This is a genomic window from Patescibacteria group bacterium, assembly GCA_018819405.1.
Taxonomy (GTDB): Bacteria; Patescibacteriota; Patescibacteriia; order UBA1558; family GWA2-36-10; genus XYD1-37-29.
The window spans coordinates 440,367-461,874 of record JAHJQF010000001.1; the positions used below are offsets into that span (position 1 = coordinate 440,367).

Annotated in this window: 20 protein-coding genes and 1 tRNA gene; 16 read left to right on the plus strand and 5 right to left on the minus strand. The window is 36.2% G+C overall.

All coding sequences use genetic code 11. The features are described 5' to 3' along the window. The first annotated feature begins 12 nt into the window (after positions 1 to 12). Positions 13 to 3,135 carry a hypothetical protein gene (locus KKH39_02265; protein ID MBU1202843.1) on the plus strand — a complete coding sequence of 1,041 codons (3,123 nt, stop codon included), beginning with the start codon at positions 13 to 15 and terminating at the stop codon, positions 3,133 to 3,135. A gap of 9 nt (positions 3,136 to 3,144) precedes the next feature. After that, positions 3,145 to 4,404, plus strand: coding sequence for a hypothetical protein (locus tag KKH39_02270; protein MBU1202844.1), 1,260 nt, complete (start codon positions 3,145 to 3,147; stop codon positions 4,402 to 4,404). A 4-nt stretch (positions 4,405 to 4,408) separates the two neighbouring features. On the opposite strand, the gene KKH39_02275 is transcribed toward KKH39_02270, so the two are convergent. Together KKH39_02275 and KKH39_02280 are read right to left on the minus strand one after the other, a co-directional pair. Further along, positions 4,409 to 5,539 carry a methyltransferase domain-containing protein gene (locus KKH39_02275; protein ID MBU1202845.1) on the minus strand — a complete coding sequence of 377 codons (1,131 nt, stop codon included), beginning with the start codon at positions 5,537 to 5,539 and terminating at the stop codon, positions 4,409 to 4,411. Positions 5,540 to 5,563: 24 nt separating this feature from the next. Continuing rightward, the gene (locus KKH39_02280) at positions 5,564 to 6,139 is read right to left on the minus strand and encodes a transposase (GenBank protein MBU1202846.1); all 576 of its coding nucleotides are present in this window, start codon (positions 6,137 to 6,139) and stop codon (positions 5,564 to 5,566) included. Between the two features lie 270 nt (positions 6,140 to 6,409). Here KKH39_02280 and rpsF point away from each other — a divergent pair, with 270 nt between their 5' ends. The 13 genes from rpsF to KKH39_02345 all read left to right on the plus strand — a co-directional run bounded on the left by rpsF (position 6,410) and on the right by KKH39_02345 (position 17,185). Further along, a complete protein-coding gene (gene rpsF / locus KKH39_02285; GenBank protein ID MBU1202847.1) occupies positions 6,410 to 6,931 on the plus strand; it encodes a 30S ribosomal protein S6 in 522 nt (173 codons plus the stop codon). Positions 6,932 to 6,952: 21 nt separating this feature from the next. Continuing rightward, positions 6,953 to 7,423, plus strand: a complete 471-nt coding sequence (locus tag KKH39_02290; protein ID MBU1202848.1) for a single-stranded DNA-binding protein — start codon at positions 6,953 to 6,955, stop codon at positions 7,421 to 7,423. Between the two features lie 18 nt (positions 7,424 to 7,441). Beyond that, positions 7,442 to 7,660: a 30S ribosomal protein S18 gene (gene rpsR / locus KKH39_02295; protein MBU1202849.1), complete on the plus strand. Its 219-nt coding sequence runs from the start codon at positions 7,442 to 7,444 to the stop codon at positions 7,658 to 7,660. A 5-nt stretch (positions 7,661 to 7,665) separates the two neighbouring features. Further along, positions 7,666 to 8,223, plus strand: coding sequence for an elongation factor P (gene efp, locus KKH39_02300; GenBank protein ID MBU1202850.1), 558 nt, complete (start codon positions 7,666 to 7,668; stop codon positions 8,221 to 8,223). 120 nt (positions 8,224 to 8,343) lie between these two features. Beyond that, a complete protein-coding gene (locus tag KKH39_02305; GenBank protein ID MBU1202851.1) occupies positions 8,344 to 9,660 on the plus strand; it encodes a hypothetical protein in 1,317 nt (438 codons plus the stop codon). 85 nt (positions 9,661 to 9,745) lie between these two features. Then, a complete protein-coding gene (locus KKH39_02310; protein ID MBU1202852.1) occupies positions 9,746 to 10,219 on the plus strand; it encodes a PrgI family protein in 474 nt (157 codons plus the stop codon). Between the two features lie 54 nt (positions 10,220 to 10,273). Further along, complete coding sequence (locus tag KKH39_02315; GenBank protein MBU1202853.1) at positions 10,274 to 10,954, plus strand: hypothetical protein; 681 nt, start codon at positions 10,274 to 10,276, stop codon at positions 10,952 to 10,954. 65 nt (positions 10,955 to 11,019) lie between these two features. After that, positions 11,020 to 12,858, plus strand: a complete 1,839-nt coding sequence (locus KKH39_02320; GenBank protein ID MBU1202854.1) for an ATP-binding protein — start codon at positions 11,020 to 11,022, stop codon at positions 12,856 to 12,858. A 160-nt stretch (positions 12,859 to 13,018) separates the two neighbouring features. Next, a complete protein-coding gene (locus KKH39_02325) occupies positions 13,019 to 13,579 on the plus strand; it encodes a hypothetical protein (GenBank protein MBU1202855.1) in 561 nt (186 codons plus the stop codon). A gap of 15 nt (positions 13,580 to 13,594) precedes the next feature. Beyond that, on the plus strand, positions 13,595 to 14,086 hold the full coding sequence (locus tag KKH39_02330) for a hypothetical protein (GenBank protein MBU1202856.1): 492 nt from the start codon (positions 13,595 to 13,597) through the stop codon (positions 14,084 to 14,086). 11 nt (positions 14,087 to 14,097) lie between these two features. Beyond that, the gene (locus KKH39_02335) at positions 14,098 to 15,330 is read left to right on the plus strand and encodes a hypothetical protein (GenBank protein ID MBU1202857.1); all 1,233 of its coding nucleotides are present in this window, start codon (positions 14,098 to 14,100) and stop codon (positions 15,328 to 15,330) included. A gap of 77 nt (positions 15,331 to 15,407) precedes the next feature. Continuing rightward, a complete protein-coding gene (locus tag KKH39_02340) occupies positions 15,408 to 16,436 on the plus strand; it encodes a pilin (GenBank protein ID MBU1202858.1) in 1,029 nt (342 codons plus the stop codon). Between the two features lie 167 nt (positions 16,437 to 16,603). Further along, complete coding sequence (locus tag KKH39_02345) at positions 16,604 to 17,185, plus strand: transposase (GenBank protein ID MBU1202859.1); 582 nt, start codon at positions 16,604 to 16,606, stop codon at positions 17,183 to 17,185. A 2-nt stretch (positions 17,186 to 17,187) separates the two neighbouring features. Here the strand turns inward: KKH39_02345 and recG are convergent, their stop codons facing one another. The 3 genes from recG to KKH39_02360 all read right to left on the minus strand — a co-directional run bounded on the left by recG (position 17,188) and on the right by KKH39_02360 (position 20,017). Then, entirely contained in the window at positions 17,188 to 19,263 is a 2,076-nt protein-coding gene (recG, locus tag KKH39_02350; protein ID MBU1202860.1) for an ATP-dependent DNA helicase RecG, read from the minus strand. 67 nt (positions 19,264 to 19,330) lie between these two features. After that, a complete protein-coding gene (locus tag KKH39_02355; GenBank protein MBU1202861.1) occupies positions 19,331 to 19,867 on the minus strand; it encodes a hypothetical protein in 537 nt (178 codons plus the stop codon). Between the two features lie 74 nt (positions 19,868 to 19,941). Further along, a tRNA-Arg gene (locus KKH39_02360) sits at positions 19,942 to 20,017 on the minus strand. 156 nt (positions 20,018 to 20,173) lie between these two features. Between KKH39_02360 and KKH39_02365 the strand changes: the two genes are divergently transcribed. Further along, positions 20,174 to 21,226 (plus strand): hypothetical protein, encoded by a 1,053-nt coding sequence (locus KKH39_02365; GenBank protein ID MBU1202862.1) that lies wholly within the window; start codon positions 20,174 to 20,176, stop codon positions 21,224 to 21,226. Positions 21,227 to 21,508: the final 282 nt, after the last annotated feature.

Consider the following 21,508-nt stretch of genomic DNA (forward strand, 5'->3'; position numbering starts at 1 on the left):
TAATTGTTAGCTATGAAATTTTTTAATTATCGTTTGGCTAAGTATTTTAAAAAGATTACCCTTTTTACCAGTTTTGGTTTGCTTATACCTCAAATAGTTTTTGCGGTAAATCCTTTGATTAATATTCTAGGGGACTTGATTCTTAGAGTTGTGATGATACCATTTTATTTTGCCTTGCAACTGGAGGTGTTTATTCTGCCACTGGTAGCTTCTTACAATAAATTTGGAAGTGAAGCAGGTGTGATAATTGGTTGGGTAGCTCTGAGAGATTTGGTCAATATGTTTTTCATCCTGATACTACTAGTCATTGCTTTTGCTACTATTATAAATGTCAGTTCTTATGGTTATAGGCAGCTTTTGTCTAGGATGATTATAGTAGCTATACTTATCAATTTTAGTCGGACGATAGTCGGTTTTGCAATTGATATTACTCAGGTTATAATGCTCACTTTTGTTTTTGCAATTAGTGATGTAGCTGCTGGAAATATAATGGTTTCTTTGGGTCTGCATAAAATAACATCATCCGGTAATAGTCTTGATTTAGGAAATTATATAGTAGCCTTGATATTGGGCGGCGTTATGTTGGCTATTGCTGTGGTAGTGATTGGTGTGATTATCATCATGTTGACTATGAGGATAGTTCATCTCTGGATAGCCATGGTTCTTTCTCCTGTTGCTTTTTTTGCTTTTATATTTCCATCGGCCAAAAAGTTTTATGTCAAATGGTCACAAGATTTGGGTAAAAATCTGATTTCCGGACCAATCTTGGCGTTTTTCTTGTGGCTGGCCTTTACTATTACTGGTCGTGGTGACATAGCTGATTCTTTTAATAACACACAGGAAAACGATGCCATTGTACAGGAAGCGCCAGCTATTGATGCACCTAGCGAAGCTCTGTCAGTTAATAATGTTATAAATTATGTAATAGCTATATCATTATTGGTGGGAGGTCTGCAAATGGCCGCTGCTTCAGGTGCGGCGGGGGCTAGTTTTGCCAGCAAAGGCATGGGCATGGTTCAAAAAGGAGCCGGCTATATGGGCAGAAATTATGCTTTAGCTCCTGCTTCTAGACTTGGTGCGTTCGCGTCTAGAGGTTTGATAAAATCAGATGGCTCGGCTAGGGGTCAAAAATTGTTTGGTAAAATTGGCTGGAACAATGTACCTTTTTGGGGGGGTAGAGTTCAAAGAACTGCCATGAGAATGCAGGGTTATGATGCTGATAGAATACAAAAGAAAAAAGAAGATGACCAGAGAGGCATAAAAGATACGCATCGTATAGAGTATGCTAAAAGTCGATCAACTATTAGTTCGTTAGAGCCAGGGCAGAAATTGGAAAATTGGGCGGCGTCTAGAGACAGGATCAAGCGCAGCCTTGGTAAAGTTGGAGTTGGAGTTGTCAAAGGGGCTTTACCACTTTATTCGTCTGTCAGTTCAATTGGTGGTAATGCAGACCATGACACTGTATTAGCACAGACTTTGGTTGATAGAGGTGAAGTAGAAAATGCTGACCAGGCTTCTTGGGTAAATAAACAACTGGCAAAGGTTGGTGATCAGACAAGGCAAGATAAGCATAATTTGCAGTGGGGTAATGAAGTAAGTGAAGAAGATGCTCTAAGATATGTTGATGATTTGCATCATAATTTATTCAAAAATTTGAAATCGGAATCTATACTTGATAAGGCTGGAAATTCTTTTGGGGGTATAAAAAATTTATTTAAAGCATTTAGATCGGATGAATATGCTGATGGTATTGGAACTGCCAATAGCTTGTTAGGTAAAGTAGCCTCCAGACAGTTGAGGGTAAAATTGGCACAGGCCTCAGCTCAAGAAGATGTGGATGATGAGTTAGAAGATCACAAATTTATGAGCACTGTTGATGAAGATGGGCAAAGAGTAGCTCAATTTACCAATAAAGATCAAATCGCTTTAGACAGCAACAACGGTTACATAAAACAACTTACATTTGAGTCTGGCCTATATCCGCAAATGGCTGTGCCAAGGGCAAATAGAGTGGTTTCAGATATAAATAAGGCTATTACCTCTGGCGAGATAGGCTTGCCTAAAGATTTTTATAAACATTTGAGGCAGTCTGTAGGTGAGTCTGACGAGCAATTTACTGAAAGAAAAGAGCGTGTTAAAGCGCAAGCTCTAGAAGAAACAAGAGCTTATGAGGCTATTCCAAAGGATAAAAGAACGGCTAAAGATAGAGAGAAACTATATAGAAACAGGCGTCTTATGGCTGGTTATTTTACTGACGATGAAGCAAATAATAATTTAGCATCTATTGATACGAGAGAGCAATCACTTGAATCTGCTTATAAAAATAAAAAAATTAGTAAAGAAACCTATAAAAGAAATAAAGCAGAGATATCTGAGCAGAGGAGGAATATTCTTAGTTCACCTTTGAAATTAATTGATGTCGAGGATGAGGAATCTGTTTTGAAAGTAGCTTTGGAAGATAAGTTAGGATCGGCGCCTGAAATAACAGTTGATAAGAGCGACTCTAGATATGAGGAGCAAAGACAAAGAGTAGCTGATTATGAAAAGCAAAAAGGAGAAATAGCGAAGGAAATAAGAGATGGATTTAAATCAATAGATGGTGGTGCTGACGCCAAAAGATTGGAGGAACTCCCTGCATTAATAGCTAATGCCTCCAGTATATCCGAAAAGCGTAAATTTGAAAGAGAAAGAGATACTTTGTTTAAAGCACAAAGTTCTCGACGTAGGGATATTTCAGGAATACAGATTGATTCGGGAAGGGATTATGCCGCCGGCGCTATGGTAAGAGAAGTCAGCGATGGTATGGATTACTCCAGGTTGCATGAGATGGATATTTCCAAAGGTGAAAATAGAGAGTTATTCAAAGATTTTGCCAGGCATGCTACCCAAGATCAACAAAGGCATATATTACAAGAGGGTACGCCAGAACAGATTAGGCTTTTTGCAGAGACTCTAGCTAGAACTGGTAAAAAAGTAAATAAGATTATTATGGATAATTTGGAACCAGCTTTCAAAAAGGAGCTGGCCACGTTGGTGGTAGTCCAAAATGCCATAAAAGATGGTATGGATAGGGAGGCTGCTAGGGCTCATGTTGCAAGTAAGTCGCCCAAAGATATAATAGATAGTATTAAGTAGGCTTATTAAATGAAAACGGAAGATTGGCTCAAACTACCAAAAGAGGTGCAAGATTTTATTTGGGATAACTTTACTGATATAAATGATGAGTTGGTAAATAAATATGGTTTTAATTTTGACCAAATAGACTATATAAATTCATTGGAGGACAAAATAATTTTAAAAATTGTTTCGCCTCTTGATTTGCCAAAACAATTAGAATATTTGCCAGGAGCGAAAAATTTTAATATTAGAGAGTTGGCTCTTGATTTAGCTATAAAAGCTTTTTCTCCTTTACAGTTCTATATAGATAATATTGATAGGCTTATTTTGCGCTTGGGCGGCAAAGTGCCTCATGTGAAGCCACTCAAATCAGAGGATAATTTGGTCAATTCCAATGTTTTTCCCGGCCACACAGTAGGTACAGTCAAAGAAATGATGAGTAAATATGAAGATTTCAAAGATTTGAAATTGTCCAGTAAAAAAATAGTCAATGAAAAAGGTTTTTTGACAGCACCTACTGTTGATAGTTGGCTAAAAGATTATATTCATTTTGCCGGAGCCAGCTCTCGTGATTCATTAAGCAGGGCTCAGTACTTATCAAAAGCTCCCAATGTGATGGAATTGAATAAAGACGAAAGTGAGAGTTTGCGGTATTTTCTTGTTTCCTATGATGATGATGCACCTATGACTTTTGATTATTCCGATTCAATATTAAAAATATCACAAGCAGAAAAGAAAAAAATTGGCAAAAAAAATGCTGACAAGCCTTTGGATAGTACTATAGCGATAAATGAAATAGAAAGGCATATCAAAGAATTGTTGGAAAATATTTTACCGGAAGATATTTTAATGTCTGAAGCGGAAAACGATGTAAATAAAATAAGAGATATTTTATGGCAAGCTATTGGTATACAGGATAAAGACAAGGTTATCAGTTGTATTGGTTTGATGATAAAAAAAAGAATCCTCGATCAAACTATCAGTGAGGACAGTCGTTTCAAAAATATTTTAAAGCGTTTTGTTGGCGTAAAATATGGGCATTCTTTGGAGCAGGCTATAGGCGATGAGACAGACAAACTCATGCTACGTCGTTTATTTTTGGAGATGATTTTGTCTGATAAATTTCGTATACCAGAGGATGAAATGTTGATTATAGCTTTTTATCTGAGCAATATAGTATCATCATCAGGGCAGTTAGTATATTTTGATAAAGCATACAATAAGCTAAGATGGAGGGAAGTCCAGGTTTTGGGCAACAAGTTTAGCTGGGTGTACCCTATAAATTGATTTCTTATAGGTGCCAGACAGTAATCTGGCGTCTGACTTTTTGATCTGGTCTAAAGTAGACCAGATTTTTATTTAGTCTAAAACCTATATTGGCTATGATATATTCGTCTAGAGTTTTTAAGCTGTCATTTTTTATTACAAATTCAGGAAATATGAAAATGACAACTCCACCTGGTTTTAGTATTTTTTTAAATTCCAAAAAAGATTTGTGATATAATTTTTGTAGCTCGGTTTGTATATTTTTTAGATCGGATATTTTGTAGGCTCTACTCACTTGGCGGGCGTCTCCCATAAATGGCTCAGTTACTATCAGGTCTATAGAATTATTTTTGAAATTTTCTGATAAATTGTTAATATCAGATTTTCTTATTTCGTAGTTTATTTTTATAGCAAATTTTTTGGCCAGCCAATCCAGATTTGCTTGGCTATCTGATATAGCCTTTTTACTTATGTCAGATCCGTATATTTGATTGAATCCCAAAAGAGCAGCTTCTTGTAATATAGTACCAGAGCCACAAAAAGGATCTAATATATTTTTTTGTCTATCTGGTCCGGCTAGGTTGAGCATTATTTGAGCTATTTTGGGAGGCAGTAGGCCACTTTTGTCGTCACGATTTGGTCGTTCCATATCACGCAAACCATAGCTGGCAAAATCCTGGACAGCTCTGGTAATTCCAATGATATACTGGTTGTTGTTTCTGATTATTAAAAGTTCATTATTTATCAGATTATTTTTGGTGACAATAACGGAAGAGAGGATAGGCTCTCGGCTGCTGACAAAACGACACTTATGCCCTTGGCTTTTGAGGTCTTTTTTTATTGCCATGCTTATTTTTTTGATAGCTGGATAGTTTTTTTTGTCATTATACAGGCTAAAACCAAAATTAGTTTTGCCAGATTCTATGTTGATATTTGCTAGCCAAATATCAAAAAGTGGGGACAAGTCATCAATAGTATCAATATATTGGGCAATTTTGATGGTGCCACCCAGATTTTTTATTAATTCGGCTGGTTTTTTGGGACTAGTGGCCAGTGCAAAGGACGGACCGCTATTTTCTACAGAACCCAAAAAGCTTATCAATTCTTCTTTGGCCAACTCAGCTGACTGACCAAGCATAAATATATATTTTTCCATAAGTATATGATAATTTAAATAACCCTAGGGGTCAAACTCGCTATCAATTATTAGGTTTTCTATTTTGTGACAGAGTTTGAAATCCACGAGATAGTCTTGATCAACTATTTTTGTTTTTGATTTATTAATATACTCATTATAAGAGGTATAATCCCAAGTGTTTTTATCTGAAATTTTATGTTTTACGTGGTTTAAATTAATATAATTTATTAGGATTTTTAAATAATTATCATCGTTTATAATTTTTGATTTAAAAGGCCCCTGGAAAATTCTGCCGGAGTGATTCTTGTTCATATTGAAAAATTTTGTGTATGAATTTGATAGTGATGAAAAAAAGGCGCTTATGGATGAGCTTGAATTTAGATGATTTATTTTAACCCCAGGGGTTACTTTCCTTGGTTCTTGTACCAAAAAATGCCAATGATTTGGCAGAATACAATAAGCTAATATTTTTATATTGAATTTTTCCTTATAAAATAAGGCCTTCGTCAAAAAATATTTGTAGTCATTATCCGTATAAAATAGGGGATTTTTATGAGCGCCTCTATTGTAGACATGATAGAAATTGTCAGGTAGAATATTTCTAGGTTTTGAAGCCATAAAAAATAAGGTTAATTAATATAATTGACCTTATCTAACCCGTCGGGTTGATAAAATCACTTTTCTTCATATTATATTGTTGGGGTCATGGTTATTTTAATATAATGCAGATTTTTGTCAATTTAATTTTAACCCTAGGGGTTACTTGACACAGAATGTTCATTATGTTAAAGTATTTCCACAATCAATTTAATTAACCACGTTTTAAAAGCTCAATAAGAGTTTATTAAAGCCCTTGGCTAATAAGGTCAAGGTAATTAGATAAAAATCATGAGATATGAACTCAGTTTTATCATTAGTTCAGCTATCCCTGAAACAGAGCACAAAACTCTAGAGCAGGATATTTTGGGCTATTTAGAAGAAGTAAAGGCTAAAATTATAAAAGAGCCTTATTTTATTGGTCGAAAAAAATTAGCTTATCCAATCAAAAAGCAAAAGCATGGCTTTTATGTATTTTTGGAATTTGATTTGGATAGTGGTCGTCAGCTCAAAGAAATTGATACAAAATTGAAGCACAACAACAAGTTGCTTCGATATTTGTTGGTCAAGCTTGATAGAGCTGCCATGGAAGCAGCCACTGACTTGGCTAGTCTCAAAGATTTGCCAGCTTCAGCAAATAATAAACCACTTAGAAGATCTGGTGGTAGACCAGCTAGACAGGTTGCCAAAAGACCATATTCTGCCCCTAAAAAGCAGGAAGAAAAGGTTAATAAAGATGAAAAACCAAAAATAGCTCTAGATGATATTGATCAAAAATTGGATGAGATTTTGAGAGACCCCCAACTTGATTAAAAAATTTAAACAATAGCATCTATGAATTTAAACAAAGCAATGATCATTGGTAATGTAGTGCGCGATCCAGAAATGCGCACCACTCCTAGTGGTCAAAATGTGACATCTTTTTCCATCGCCACCAATTTTGTTTGGAAAAACGCTGATGGTCAAAAACAAGAAAAAGCAGAATTTCACAATATAGTAGCCTGGCGTCGATTGGCTGAAATAAGTAGCCAGTATTTAAAAAAAGGCAGCAAGGTATATATTGAGGGACGTTTGCAGACTAGATCATGGGATGACCCCAATGGTGTCAAAAGATATCGTACAGAGATAATTGCTGATAATATGATTATGCTTGATAGGGCGGGATCGGCACCTTCAGGAGGAGATTTTGACACTAATCAGCCTGATATGGGTCAAGAGCCAAGTGTCGATGTAGATAAGCCAAATATCAAAGCTTCTAGATCTGATTCAGAGGAAGAAATCAGTATAGAAGATATCCCATTTTAATAAATAATAAATTTTATTATGCATAAAAAGCAGACTAGTAAATATTGCTATTTTTGTGTAAACAATATAGAACACATTGATTACAAAAATTGGCAGCAGTTAAAAAAATTCACTTCTTCATATGGCAAGATTGTGCCAAAAAGACGTAGTGGAGTTTGCTCAAAACATCAGAGGACATTGTCTCAAGCCATCAAAAGAGCTCGCTTTATGGCTTTGTTACCATTTGTTAACAAATAAATATTATGTTGTCACTTAGTGATTTGAAGTTAGGACGCGTTATTGATATAAACGACGAGCCTTATCAAGTAGTTTTTACTCAGCATATAAAAGTAGCCAGAGGAGGAGCAGTAGTAAAGACAAAATTAAAAAATTTGGTCAATGGTAATACACTTGAAAAAACTTTTTCTGGTTCTGACAGCATTGCCGAGGCTGATATAGAGAGGCGCAAAGCCAATTTTTTGTACAAACAAGAAAATGATTTTTTCTTTATGGACAATGAAAGCTTTGAACAGTTTCAGTTTAATATTGATAGTCTGGGAGATATGGTCAAATATCTGATAGACGGTCAGACTGTGGATGTGTTGATGTTTAATGACAAGCCAGTAGCTGTTGATTTGCCAGCCAAGGTAACTTTGGAAGTTAAATCAGCTCCAGATGGAGTCAAAGGTAATAGTAGTGGAGCCGCTACCAAGACAGTTGTTTTAGAAACAGGCGCGGAAGTCAGGACACCGCTATTTGTAAAGTCAGGTGATAAGATAGTAGTCAATACAGAGACTGGAGAGTACGTAGAAAGAGCTTAAAGTTTATTTATAAAACAAGCTGATTGATTGTATGTTTAGAGGCTTGTTTTTTTATTGGCTATAAATGTATAAATATGTTATAATATATTCAAATTAATATAAAATATAGTATAATATCCCATGTCTACTTTAGACGATCAGGCAACAAATAATTTAACTAGCAAAAAGTGGGTGGACAATCTTTTGGTCAAGGATGAGGCTGGTAAATTTACTACTTTGAGCGGTAAAGAAATCGTAAAAAGTGTAAATAAAGAGTTTTCTTCGGCAGTTTCTGAAGGAAACGCAGCTCCTAAAAATGATAATTTTGTTCCTATTCAATATATAAGCGGCAGCTCTGATAGTCCCGCTCAATTTGCTTTTCATCCGGATGATCTCAAAGAAGTGGAGACTCTGGCCAAAACTATGCCAAAAGACGATAGTAAAAAGTACGGTGTAGAAAAAATAGTAGACAGGATAATAAACAAGCAAGAAATAAATATTGATAGTGGCAAAAAAGATTCTTTTATTAATATTCTTTTTGATTTTTTTAGAAATAGAAAAAGCATTATAGCCACTCGTGATAGATTGTCCAGTGATATAAAATTGTCTGCTGAAAAAATTGATGAGGTAGTCTCAGTTGTCAAGAGTATAAAATCCAGAATTGATTCTGTCGGTGGTCTGGTAGTCAAGATGTCAGAAATGAAAGCTAATGAAAAGATCCCTGAGCTACCAGAAGTAGAAACCAAAGAAAAACTTTTAGAAACATCAAAGCCAATTTTAGAAAAAGAAGAAGAACCCGTAGAAAAACCTGAAAAAACAGCAGAGACTATTGCTAAAGGAGAAATAGCTCAAGAGCAAAAAATAGCTTCTTCACCATCAGTAGAGGGTAAAAAAGAAACTAAGCCAGCTTCGGGTTTTGATCTTATAAAAGAGCCTGATGTCAAAAAAGCTGAGCTAGTGGAAAAATCTGTAGAAGCAAAAAAAATTCAGGATATTCCAGTAAAATTGGAAGAAAAACCAAAAATATCTCTGCCAAAAGTCTCAAGACCTATGGCTCAGTCAGCCCCTAGACAACAAATAACTGATGTACAAAAATCTTCAGAAAAAAACGACAGGCCAATAGGGAGTCATGTTTTGACAGGTCCAGTCAAAGAAATAGAGTCTTTTGACTTGGTAGCTTTTAGGAGACTAGGCACTACTACCCAAGATATAGTAACCAAAATACTAGATAAGATAAATTTATTGGAACAGGATTCTTATACCAAAAAGGCTCAGGGTATCAAAGCCTGGCGCAACAGTCCTTTGTATAAATTGTATCTAGATTTGGGAGCTCAAAGTATGAGCGAAGGAGAAGAAATATCCAGTTTGATTGAGAGGCTTAAAAAAGAGGGCAAAGAAACTCTAAGCACTGAAGAATTTTCTGCTATATCTGATTTAAATCGAAAAATGAGATTTTAAAATAGGCAATTATAAATAAGCGGCCTAATAATAGATATAAGTAAATGTTTTACAAAATTTTAATAAAAAATAAATTTTTAACTGGATGCAGGATAGATTTATAGTGCCACAATTTATTGATGCCGAAGACAAAATCTGGGGGCCTATCACAGTCAGACAGTTTATTATAATCCTAGCCGGTGCTTTGCTGGAATTCATTGCTTATAAGTTGGCTGACTTTAGTTTATTTTTGTTTTTTACAGTAGTAAATGTAATTCTTGTTATATTATTTGCTTTTTATAAAGTCAATGGGGCTCCTTTTCATATTTTTGCTCTAAATGTAGTGTCCACCATGAAAAAACCGGCTGTCAGGATATGGAGAAAAGAATATATAAAAAGGCAAGAATTTAAGAGTAAAGAAGAGATAAAAGAACAAAAAAAAGCCAAAAACAATCAGATAGTCACTAAGAGTCTTGTACCAAATCGTAAGTTATCAGAGCTTTCTCTTATTATAGATACAGGTGGCGTCTATAAAGGTGAGAGGCAGTCAAATGATGAAAATAACGTAACTTATCGTTAAATATAAATTAGCGAATTATTGTGTGTATGTTTAACAAAATAAATTTTTAAAGGGATGAAAAATGAAAAGTTGGCTAGCTCAAGGCCAAAAAATTCAACCCAGAAGTTTTTGGACATTGCTGAAATCAGAGATGATTTGGTGGTTTTAAATGATGGTAGTGTTAGGGGAGTACTACTGGTATCTTCTATAAATTTTGACCTAAAATCTGAAGATGAACAAAAAGCCATTGTTGGTGGTTATATAAATTTTTTGAATTCTTTGGACTATCCTTTGCAGATTATTATTCAGTCACGACCTTTAAATATTGATGATTATTTGGAGAGGTTAAAAAAGGTGGAAAGAGAGCAGACCAATGAGCTTTTGAGAATGCAGACAGCTGATTATCGGGGTTTTGTGGGCGAGCTTTTGACCTTGGAAAGAATCATGAGTAAAAAGTTTTATGTGATAGTGCCTTATAGCTCAGCCACAGACAAAAAAAGGAGCTTCTTTAGCCGATTGTCGGCCGTATTTTCTGCTGCCAAAGTGGTCAGTCTCAGTCGTAAACGTTTTGAAGAGTTTGCTGCTCAACTAAATAAACGTTGTGATTTTATTGGTGGCGGTTTATCTAGTATGGGGCTGCGCAGTCAAAGGCTCAGCACTCAGGCTCTTATTGAGCTTTATTATAATAGTTATAATCCCGATTTATTCCAACGGGAAAAATTGGAAGATATAAATCAATTAATTGTTGAAAAATAATGTTTGGCTTTAAATCAATCAAACAAGTTGAAAAAAACGCCGGCTCTGACAAAGTCGGGGAGTCTATGGTCAAACTCAAGCAATCTGAAAAAGAAAAGCTGACCAAAGAAAAAGAGCTCTTAGAAGCGGAAAAAGCTTTTAGGGAGGGCATAGTATCTGTCCGAGATATTATTGCTCCAGCTTCTTTCAAAATCAGTAGCAATTTTTTGCAGCTCAATGATAGTTTGGTCAGGACCATGTTTGTAGTGACTTATCCGAGGTATGTTTCTATTGGTTGGTTTGCCCCGATTATCAATGAAAGTTTGACTTTGGATATTTCCATGTTTTTTTATCCTATGGATATCCAAATGGTTTTAAAACAACTCAAAAACAAAGTAGGTACCATGCAGGCTCAAATTATAGCTGATCATGAAAAAGGAGCTCCTCGTGATCCTATTTCTGAAACAGCTTTACAGGATATTGAAGCTCTTCGTGATGGGCTGAGTCAAGGTATTGAAAAGTTTTTCCAGTTTGCTTTGTATGTGACAGTTTATGCCAAAGATAAAGAGGAGCTTGATCTGGCTACTGATAGGATAGAAAATCTTTTGGGTATGCAGCTTATCTATTCCAAGCGGGCTTTATTTCAGGTAGAGCAGGGTTTTAATTCTACTTTACCGATTGGTAACGATGAATTAGCGATTGCAACCAATATGAATAGCTCACCGATTGCCTCGTCTTTTCCTTTTGTTTCATCAGAGCTTACTTCAGATGAAGGTATTTTATATGGTATCAATAGACATAATAATAGTTTGATATTATTTGACCGTTTTAGTCTGCAAAATGCCAATATGGTAGTGTTTGCTACATCCGGAGCGGGAAAGAGTTATGCCATTAAACTAGAAGTTTTGAGGTCAATGATGCTTGGTACAGATGTGATTATTATTGATCCTGAAAATGAGTATCAGCATTTGGCAGAGGCAGTAGGCGGTGCTTATATTAATGTATCTCTTAACTCTGAGAGTAAATTAAATCCTTTTGATTTGCCGCTAGGTATTGGTGGCGAGAGTAAGCCGGAAGATATCTTAAGAAGCGCTGTCATTACCCTAAAAGGCTTGATCAGGCTTATGATTGGTGATGTTACAAATGTTGAAGATTCTCTTTTGGATAGAGCCTTGATTGAAACTTATGCTAAAAAAGATATTTCTCCAGCCAGTGATTTGTCCAAAATAGAGCCACCTCTCATGTCTGATTTGGAGGAAGTACTTTTGAGTATGGAGGGTGGCGAGGATATGGCCTTAAGAATCAAAAAATATACTGAAGGCACTTTTTCGGGCTTATTTAATAGTCCGACCAATGTCAAAGTAGACAACCAGCTGATAGTATTTTGTATTCGTGATTTGGAAGATGAGCTTAGACCAATAGCTATGTATACTATCATGACTTATATTTGGAATATTATCAGAAGCGAACTAAAACGTCGTATATTGGTAGTAGATGAAGCCTGGATTATGATGAGACATGAAGATAGTGCCAAATTTATGTACGCTTTGGTAAAACGTTGTAGAAAATATTATCTAGGAGTCACCACCATTACCCAGGACGTCAATGACTTTTTGACTAGTACCTATGGTAATGCGATTGTGACCAACTGTGCTCTCCAGCTTTTACTAAAGCAGACACCAGCGGCTGTCAATCTCATCCAAAAGACTTTTATGTTGACCGAAGGTGAAAAATACCTTTTGCTGGAATCAGGTCTGGGAGAGGGGATTTTCTTTGCCGGTTCAAAGCACGCGGCTATAAAGGTACAGGCATCCTATGCCGAACATCAGATTATTACTTCAGATCCAAGACAGCTACTAGAAATAGAAGAGGCCAAAAAGGAATTTGAAGAGCAAATGCTTTTGGAAGCTGAGGGTAAGCTCTAGTTTATTTGTAATTTAATTTACCCTGTTAAATAAATTCAATTGCTAGATTCATTATATAGCGGGGTATAAGTATAGAAATTCCAGGTAAAATTTTAAATAATATAATTAATTGAATTTAAAATTTAAGATGACTTAAATTTTATTTAACAGGGTAAATACTATGGAAGAAAGTAAAAAGAAAAAAATAATTTGGGCAGTTGTCATTATTCTTATATTACTGATTGCTTTTTTATTCTGGATATTGAGAACTAGTGACCAAAAACCGCCAATTCAAAATACTAATGAAGAGCCGCCTATTATTTTTACTCCGCCTAGTGCCAATTTTACTTATCAGGAGCCGACAGTTCCCAAGCAGACAAATCTAGAGTTTGATGCTGCTAATTTGGCCAAGATTTATGCCGAACGTTTTGGTACTTGGTCAACTGACAATCCGGGACACAACTTGGAAGAGCTAATGCCGCTCAGTAGCAATACTATGAAAAATTATCTTAGCGGTATAAATACAGATATGTCAGCCGATCAATTTAGTGGTATTACTACCAAAGCAATTTCTTATGAAATATTGGATATAGATGATACTAGCGCTAATATTAGGGTCTCTTGTCAGAGGATAAAGACCGAGGCGGATTTATCAGAAAATGTTTTTTATCAAGATATTGAAATAAGTATGACTAGATCGGCTAATCAGTGGTTGGTCACCAGTGCTTTTTGGCAAGAATAATAATATAAAATAAAAATGGCGGAAGTTTTAGATGCACCATACACACCCGAGCTTGATGAGGAGCTAGAAGAAAATATAGCTGGCTCAAATGTTGGTGCTCGCCAAGATATTACTAGGCGTCAATTTGAGCAAGCTAAAAAACAAGCTATAAAAAAATCAGAGCAGGTCGCTGAAAGACAGTTTGCAAGATTAGCTGCTAAGACAAGTACCAAAGTCATACTGCGTATTTTAAATGGCGCATTTGCCGTAACAGTGGTGGGTATAATAGTGACCTATCTTATAATGACATTCCAATTTATAGCTGGTAATTGGTTGGGCAATGAGTCTGTAAAATTAGATTCATGGGAAGTAATCATCTGGGGATTTTTAACTTTATTTTTGATAGTACTTTTGATTGGTATTTTCATATTATTTATAATTTTAATAGCTATAGCACTTGAACCAGTGGCGGCAATATCTGCTTTAGGGTTGCAAGTATTTGAGACATTAAGAGGCATTATTCCTTAAATAAACCTTATATGAATATCAAAAAAATATTAATAGTAATAGGATTTTTCCTTTTTGTCTTGGGAATTGGCTTTGCTTTGTATTGGGTATTTTTTAGGACAGCGCCTAGTATACAGCAACCCAATGACAATCAGGCTATAGGAAATTTACCTTTTATAGGCAATGGCAACTTGAATGTTGTAAATACCAATGGCAACACCAATGGCAACATCAATATTTTGCCTTGGCAGCCTTATGTCACTGATAAAGTTTCTGAAGTAGCCAATGGCGGTTTGACAGTGGTAAATAAAATAACAGAAGCTGAAGCAAGTGGGGTGTTTACCGGTCAAAATGGTGTACAATTTTATGACAGTAATAGTCAAAAATTTTATCGTTTGGATGAAAATGGAAACATGGTAGAGCTAAGCGACGAAAAGTTTTTTCAGGTAGACAATGTCACTTGGGATAGAAACGGGGGTAAAGCAATACTAGAGTATCCTGATGGTTCAAATATTTTGTACAATTTTACTAGCGGTCAGCAGATAACTTTGCCAGCGGAAATGGAAAATTTTTCTTTTAATAGTAATGGTAATCAAATAGCCGCAAAATGGATAGGACCTACCGATGAAGACAATTGGCTGGTAGCGGCCAATGATGACGGCTCGGGCATGTTTTTGATAGAACCTTTGGGCGACCAAAGCTATGCCACTAGTGTGGGATTTTCACCTGATAATCAGGTAGCGGTGCTTCATACCAAATATGTTGATGCCGAGCGCCAGGAGGTCTATCCAATAGGTCTAAATGGAGAGAATTTTAAGTCTTTCAAGGTCAATGGAGCTGGTTTTAATTATGAATGGTCACCGGAAGGTAGCTCTATGCTTTATAGTGTTTATAATCAGGATACAAACTACAATCCAAACCTGTGGGTGACTAAAGGTAATACCAGTGAGCTTGGTGATATCAAAGTGTCCCTCAATATTGCCACTTGGCCAGACAAATGTACTTTTGTCGGAGAAAATGGTTTGTATTGTGCAGTACCACAGGGCTTGCCTAGAGGAGCTGGTTTTTATCCAGAAGTAGCTGATCGTTATCCTGACAATTTTTATTATATTGATTTGAATTCTGGTAGTAAGACACTGGTGGCTAGCCCAGTCGGTGATAGTGGTAGCTACAATGCCTATAATCTCGCCTTATCTCCTGACGGCAGTATTTTGTATTTTACAGACTCTAGCACAGGGGCTTTACAAAGTATTAGAATTAGATAAAATAAAATGGTAATAATAACTAATTGAATTTAAAATTTAAGATGACTTAAATTTTATTTAATAGGATAAATAAAATCATGAAGGGTAAAATTTTTTTTAAACTAATACTAGTGGCTGTGCTCTTTTGGGCTATTTTTTCAGCAGCTGGAGTCTATGCGTTTCCCGAAGAATTACCGGAACCAGATATATTTGGGGATAAAAAAGTTTGGTTTGTACCAAATGTTAGGATTCCTGGTACTGATTTTGATGGTCTGGTACCGGTAAAAGCCGACGGGGCATTAATAGGTCGTTATGTAGTAGCTATTTATACTTATGGGGCAGGATTTGCTGGAATTGTGGCTATGTTTATGCTGGTTTTGGCTGGTTGGAAGTGGCTGATGGCAGCTGGTAATTCCCAAAAAATAACTTCAGCCAAAGAAATGATAAATGGGGTTTTGGTTGGCTTGGCACTTTTGTTTGGTGGACAACTCTTACTTTCACAGATAAGTAAAGATTTGGTAGTTTTCCAGGAACTTAGTTTACCAGCGATTACTTCTATCAAAGAGGATGCTGCTCAATGCCAAGACGGTTTTGCTAAAAGAGCAGAAGAAGGTATTTATAGTTATTGTGGTAGTAGTTTTGTAACTACTAGCGCAGTCTATACCGGTCGAGAGATAACCTGTATTGATACTAGGTGTCCGGAAGATCAAATATGTGTCAGCACAAAAGGTAAAGGGCTATGTCCAGATTCGGTACCATATATATCCTCTAATGTACAATGTGGTTGTGTATCAAGTCTTTGCAGTGATATGTATTTTGGTCCGAACGACTGGCCATTGGCTTGTGGTTATTACATAACTCCCGAATTTTGTGAACAAAATTATTGCTTTGGTCAAGCTACAAAAGAGGATTCAGATCCTATGAGCGCTGTATGTATACTCAAAGATGATAACAAGTGCAAGCCCCTGAGTGAGCAAACTTGTGACACAACTGCAGATTGTATACTAGCTAATAATCCTGATACTAGGGGGTGGTGCTGTGAGGACGTCCCGGGAATCTTGGGACGGGATAAATGTAGTCCAATAGGCGGTCCAGATGGTATAGATTCTGAAAAATGTAAAAATTAAATTAGTCTAAGTGAGTTTTGTTTTTTAGAAACACAACCTTCGAGGTTAACCTCGAAGGTTGTTTGACAACTATATTATTTTATATTAAGCTAAAATTGTTTTGAAGAAAAGCGATTTTATCCAACCTCGGAGGTTAGATAAGGTCGTATTAACCTTATTTTTTATTTATGCCTAACAAACCGAGGGATATTTATCCAAATAATTATTATCATATTTATAATCGGGCGGTTGAGAAGAGGACGATATTTTATACAGAAAAGGATTACGAATATTTTATTGAAAAAGTCGCTTTTTATAGAGATAAAACAGGAATAAAAATTTTGGCTTATTGCGTATTGCCGAATCATTTTCATTTTTTACTTAAAGAGCCAAAATCAACCTCGGAGGTTAAAATTACAGCAATTGCTAGATTTATTTCTCTTTTGTCTAACTCTTATACTAAATATTTTAATTTAAATAAAGAACATTCGGGCAGGGTATTTCAAGGGCCGTATAAATCAAAGCTAGTAGATGATGATGATTATTTAAATGTTTTGTTGTCTTATATAAATTTGAATCCTTTAAAGCATAAGATGGTTACTAGAATTCAAGATTGGTATTATACCTCTCACCATAATTATATTGGTCAAGCAAAAAATAATCTTATTTACCATGATTACTTAGTTGATTTTAAAGAATATAAAAAAATAACAAATTCTTACAAAAAGGCATTTTCAAAAATAGATGATGAATTTAACCTCGAAGGTTAAAATTATTCCAGATGAGTTTCGCTTTTTAGCTCAGCGATTATATTTTGTAGGTTGTTTTGACTAGAATATTTTTTGTTGACCAGCATATCCTGGGCCCATTTTTGGGCCTTTTTGATTAAGTCAGCATCAGACAGTTTGGCTATTTTTAATTTTATCAGACCGGTTTGTTTGGTACCAAAGACATCGCCGGCCCCACGTAGCTCTAGATCTAGCTCGGCCAGCTTGAATCCATCGTTGGTCTTGGTCAAGGCGCTTAGCCTTTTTTTACTGACAGTTGATTCTTGGTCGCTAAATAAAAGACAAAAGCTTTCCAGGTCGTTGCGACCTATCCTACCACGAAATTGATGGAGCTGACTGAGGCCAAATCTTTCGGCACTTTCTATAATCATCATAGTGGCATTTGGTATATCAACTCCTACTTCAATCACAGAAGTAGCTACTAGTATGGGGAATTTATTATCTTTAAAATCCCTCATTATTTTTTCTTTTTCTGCGCTTTTGAGCTTGCCGTGTAGCATTCGTATTTCCAAATCAGTAAATATTTTATCGTTTAGTTTTTCATATTCTGCTTTGACAGATTTTGAGCCTAGCTTATCGCTCTCATCAATCAAGGGGCAGATGACAAAAGCTTGCTGACCTTCGGCTATTTTTTCTTTGATAAATTTGTAAGCGCCCAGTCTTTTTTTCTCTGGCACTACAAAAGTTTTGATCGGTTGCCGGCCGGCCGGCTTTTCTTTGATAATAGAAATATCTAAATCTCCATAAAGACTGAGAGTCAGAGTACGAGGGATGGGGGTAGCGGTCATAGATAAAAGATGAGGTACTCTATCATCAGGATTTTTTTCTTTGAGAGTTTTTCTTTGTTTTACTCCAAAGCGATGCTGTTCGTCTATAGTGACTAGGGCTAAATTGCAAAAATTTATTTTTTCTTGAATAAGGGCATGAGTGCCAATTACAAATTTGACCGTGCCTCTTTTGATTTTGGCTAGAAGTTCTTTTTTACTTATTTCTTTGTCAGCCAGCAGAGTCTGGGATCTAGTCAGCAGAGCCAGTTGGGTGTGAAATTTTTGAGACAGTATTTTTTTGGCACTCTCAAAGTGCTGGGCAGCCAGTATCTCAGTCGGAGCCATCAAAGCACTCTGCAAGCCATAGCTGGCGACATTGAGAGCCGACAAAAAGGCCAATACAGTCTTACCAGAGCCTACGTCGCCTTCAATAAGGCGATTCATAGGGTGTTTTTGAGCTAAGTCGGATAAGATGTCATACAAGGCTTTTTGTTGATCTACAGTCAGTTTAAAAGGCAGATTTTTGATAGTTTGATTGACTGTTTTGTCATTTAAAGGTATGGGGTAGCTAGCCTGTTTTTGGTAGTCTTGTTTGGCTAGTTGGTATTTCATCTGTAGATAGAGGAGCTCCTGGAATTTTAGTCTTTGACTGGCGTTGTTCAAAGACTTGTCGTCCTTGGGAAAGTGGATTTCTCGGAGAGCATCATAGAGCCAAGGGTATTTTTCTTTGTTGAGTATTTCAACAGGCAATGGATCATCAATCTCTTTGATGTCTTCTAGAGATTTTTTGATCAAAAAGCGTAGCTGCTTTTGGGATATGTCACCGCTTAGATGATATATTGGGACTAGTCGGGCACTATGAATTGGCTCGTCTTTTAGTTTTTCATATGTTGGACTGACGAGTTGCAATAATAAGCCATTTTTTTGAACTTTACCGCTTAAATATACCCAATCGTCTTTTTTTAATATTTGAGCCACGAATTTTTGGCCAAACCAAACAGCTTTGATATCACCGCTATCATCACTGGCCAGTATTTCAGTAATTATCATTTTTTTGCGCCAGGAGCGGTAGCTTTTGATGGTTTTTATTTTTACCAGGATCATGGCATTTTGATCAACAGTTAGTTCGGACACTTTGCTAATTTGGCTCAAGTCTTGATAGCGATAGGGGAAATACCAAAGCAAATCAGAGATATTTTCAACTCCAATTTTTTTGAAGCTACTAGACAACTTGGCTGCTATAGCGTGCAGGTTGGAAATATTAGTCTTCAAGTTGATTTTTGCTTTTTCCATGATATTTAGTTTTAATAAGCTGAACTTTGACAGTCCAGCTTATTGGTAAAAATTTTGTAAAATATTTTTATAATTTTAGCAGGCGGGAGATTCCTTCGCTGGCCGGCATTTCTTCTTTTTCTAAATCTTCATCCATATATCTCAGCAAAAATTCTCTGATCGTGACCGGATCCTGGTCTTCCAGTGGTATGGTTATTCTTTGTTTAAAATTATTTTTGGGCTGCAGATATAGATTGGTTATTTCTGGAGGATAGTAGATAATATAAAAATTAGCAAATTGTTTCCACTCCATGAATTTATCATTGATCAGTAGACCGTCTTCAGCCAAGGCCACTTGGACATTGATAGGATCTTTTTTTTCTAAAGACAGATAGACAACAGCAAACACCAGAAGGATGATGGCAAAGAGTAGGTTGTCGCTAAAATAAGAATAGACTAACATTGCCAGAAAGACCACGGTAAAGCTAATATACCAAACTTTGCTTTTTTCGTGTTTTATATACTCAGAAAATTCCCAAGCCGCCGCTACTTTACCAAAAATGTCTTCCAAATTTATTTCTTCTGGTTCGGTTGTATTTTGTTGGTTTTTTTCTTTTTTGGTCATATTTTTATCCTATTAGTGATGGTTTTATTATATCATAGTTTATTAAATAAAAAAAACACCCAATTGGTGTATATTGGTGTCCCCGAGAGGAGTCGAACCTCTGACCTTTTGGACCGCAACCAAACGCTCTATCCACTGAGCTACGAGGACTAAATTTAAACTCATCAGGCTGGAACCGTGTTCCGAATAAGCCCAGTAACAAGATTCTACAATATTCTGATTAAAAAATCAAGGGAGACTTGTGGCGCTTGTTTTTTATTAAAAAGTGACATATTATTAATTTAATAATTAAATAATATAAAATATATGAGATATATAAAGAAATTAGATTTTATATGCAAAACATCAGGGAGTCTTTTATTTGTAGTAGTGATAGGGCTAGCCGGTCCAGTCTGGGCAGCGAGCACTGATTATTATATGAAAATTGACGATATTCAAGGTGAGTCAAAAGAAGCTGAGGAATCTGGTCCTCCAATTTCTGGTATTGATATCAATGGAGAAGATGATCTGGATAGCGATGGGCGCGCCGAAACGCGTATTACTGGTGTTGAGCCAGATGAGATTGACTATGATAGCTCTCAAGAAACAAATTTTGGTGTGCTTTTAGATAGTGGTAATAGCGGCGAAGATTCAAATGAAACCAAAGATTCAGGTCAAGATACAACAGTGAGAGTTCAGGAAGAAGGTGTAGCCAATACTGGTATTGAGCCTGATGAGATTGATGTGGCAATTGACAATGAAACAAGCGCTGCGGTTGATGTGTTTATCAAAATTCCACCGATTGATGGTGAGAGCGATGAGAAGATGGTAGGGCTTGATGGTTTGTATATTGACTATCGTGATGATGATTCAGATGATGACAATTTGGAGGCTGATCACGAAGCCGAGATTACACTCAAGGGACAAGCAGGCGAAGCTAGAACCTCTGTCCAATATCCATATAAACTTGGTACTCATATTAGGGTAGATGCCAAGTTAGTGCGCGCTTGGGATCAAGAAACAAAAGAGGCTGTTCGTAGCCGTCTAGCTAGTAGGGATGCCAAAAATGATACTGCTGATATTGGATTGTTTGTAGCCCTTCAAGCACTGGACAATGAGGCCATAACTGATATTAATATTGAAGATGATACAACGGTTGTATCTTATACTACCAAGCTCTCAGTATTTGGTTTTATCCCTGTAGAAATAAAAGCTGAAGCTAGAGTAGCCAAGGATGGTGAGGTAAAAGTCAAATATCCTTGGTGGCACTTCTTGGCAAGAAAAAGCTCTGATGATACGTATCGTAATATAGCGACAGAGATTAGTGCCCGCATTGCTATAGAAGAAGAAGGTATTCCAGCGGTTGATGAAAAAAATTAAGTAAGTAGAAAACAGACAACTAAAAAACCACCCCGAGTGGCATTGAGGGGTGGTTTTTAGTATTTACTAGCTGAGCAATCCTGCTAGGCGTAGTAAGTAGAGAAATAGTCCGATTGAGACGATAAATATCGCGAAGCCAAGGCTTAAGCCAATCGGAGAGCCCCACTCGTCCCACTTTTGTCTGCGAGATTTTCGCTCTAGCCAATATCTCTCATCAGCCGTAAGACTAAGTTTGTCGTTTTCTTTTTGATCCATAAAAAGTATAATAAAAAATTGAATTAT

Bases quoted from the DNA above. Each gene is read 5' to 3' on its own strand.
- KKH39_02365 (MBU1202862.1), top strand. From the start codon at position 20,174: ATGAGATATATAAAGAAATTAGATTTTATATGCAAAACATCAGGGAGT.
- KKH39_02290 (MBU1202848.1), top strand. From the start codon at position 6,953: ATGAATTTAAACAAAGCAATGATCATTGGTAATGTAGTGCGCGATCCA.
- KKH39_02325 (MBU1202855.1), top strand. From the start codon at position 13,019: ATGGAAGAAAGTAAAAAGAAAAAAATAATTTGGGCAGTTGTCATTATT.
- KKH39_02310 (MBU1202852.1), top strand. From the start codon at position 9,746: ATGCAGGATAGATTTATAGTGCCACAATTTATTGATGCCGAAGACAAA.
- KKH39_02270 (MBU1202844.1), top strand. From the start codon at position 3,145: ATGAAAACGGAAGATTGGCTCAAACTACCAAAAGAGGTGCAAGATTTT.
- rpsR (MBU1202849.1), top strand. From the start codon at position 7,442: ATGCATAAAAAGCAGACTAGTAAATATTGCTATTTTTGTGTAAACAAT.
- KKH39_02315 (MBU1202853.1), top strand. From the start codon at position 10,274: ATGAAAAATGAAAAGTTGGCTAGCTCAAGGCCAAAAAATTCAACCCAG.
- rpsF (MBU1202847.1), top strand. From the start codon at position 6,410: ATGAGATATGAACTCAGTTTTATCATTAGTTCAGCTATCCCTGAAACA.
- KKH39_02265 (MBU1202843.1), top strand. From the start codon at position 13: ATGAAATTTTTTAATTATCGTTTGGCTAAGTATTTTAAAAAGATTACC.
- KKH39_02320 (MBU1202854.1), top strand. From the start codon at position 11,020: ATGGTCAAACTCAAGCAATCTGAAAAAGAAAAGCTGACCAAAGAAAAA.
- KKH39_02280 (MBU1202846.1), bottom strand. From the start codon at position 6,139: ATGGCTTCAAAACCTAGAAATATTCTACCTGACAATTTCTATCATGTC.
- KKH39_02345 (MBU1202859.1), top strand. From the start codon at position 16,604: ATGCCTAACAAACCGAGGGATATTTATCCAAATAATTATTATCATATT.
- recG (MBU1202860.1), bottom strand. From the start codon at position 19,263: ATGGAAAAAGCAAAAATCAACTTGAAGACTAATATTTCCAACCTGCAC.
- KKH39_02330 (MBU1202856.1), top strand. From the start codon at position 13,595: ATGGCGGAAGTTTTAGATGCACCATACACACCCGAGCTTGATGAGGAG.
- KKH39_02340 (MBU1202858.1), top strand. From the start codon at position 15,408: ATGAAGGGTAAAATTTTTTTTAAACTAATACTAGTGGCTGTGCTCTTT.
- KKH39_02335 (MBU1202857.1), top strand. From the start codon at position 14,098: ATGAATATCAAAAAAATATTAATAGTAATAGGATTTTTCCTTTTTGTC.
- KKH39_02275 (MBU1202845.1), bottom strand. From the start codon at position 5,539: ATGGAAAAATATATATTTATGCTTGGTCAGTCAGCTGAGTTGGCCAAA.
- KKH39_02305 (MBU1202851.1), top strand. From the start codon at position 8,344: ATGTCTACTTTAGACGATCAGGCAACAAATAATTTAACTAGCAAAAAG.
- KKH39_02355 (MBU1202861.1), bottom strand. From the start codon at position 19,867: ATGACCAAAAAAGAAAAAAACCAACAAAATACAACCGAACCAGAAGAA.
- efp (MBU1202850.1), top strand. From the start codon at position 7,666: ATGTTGTCACTTAGTGATTTGAAGTTAGGACGCGTTATTGATATAAAC.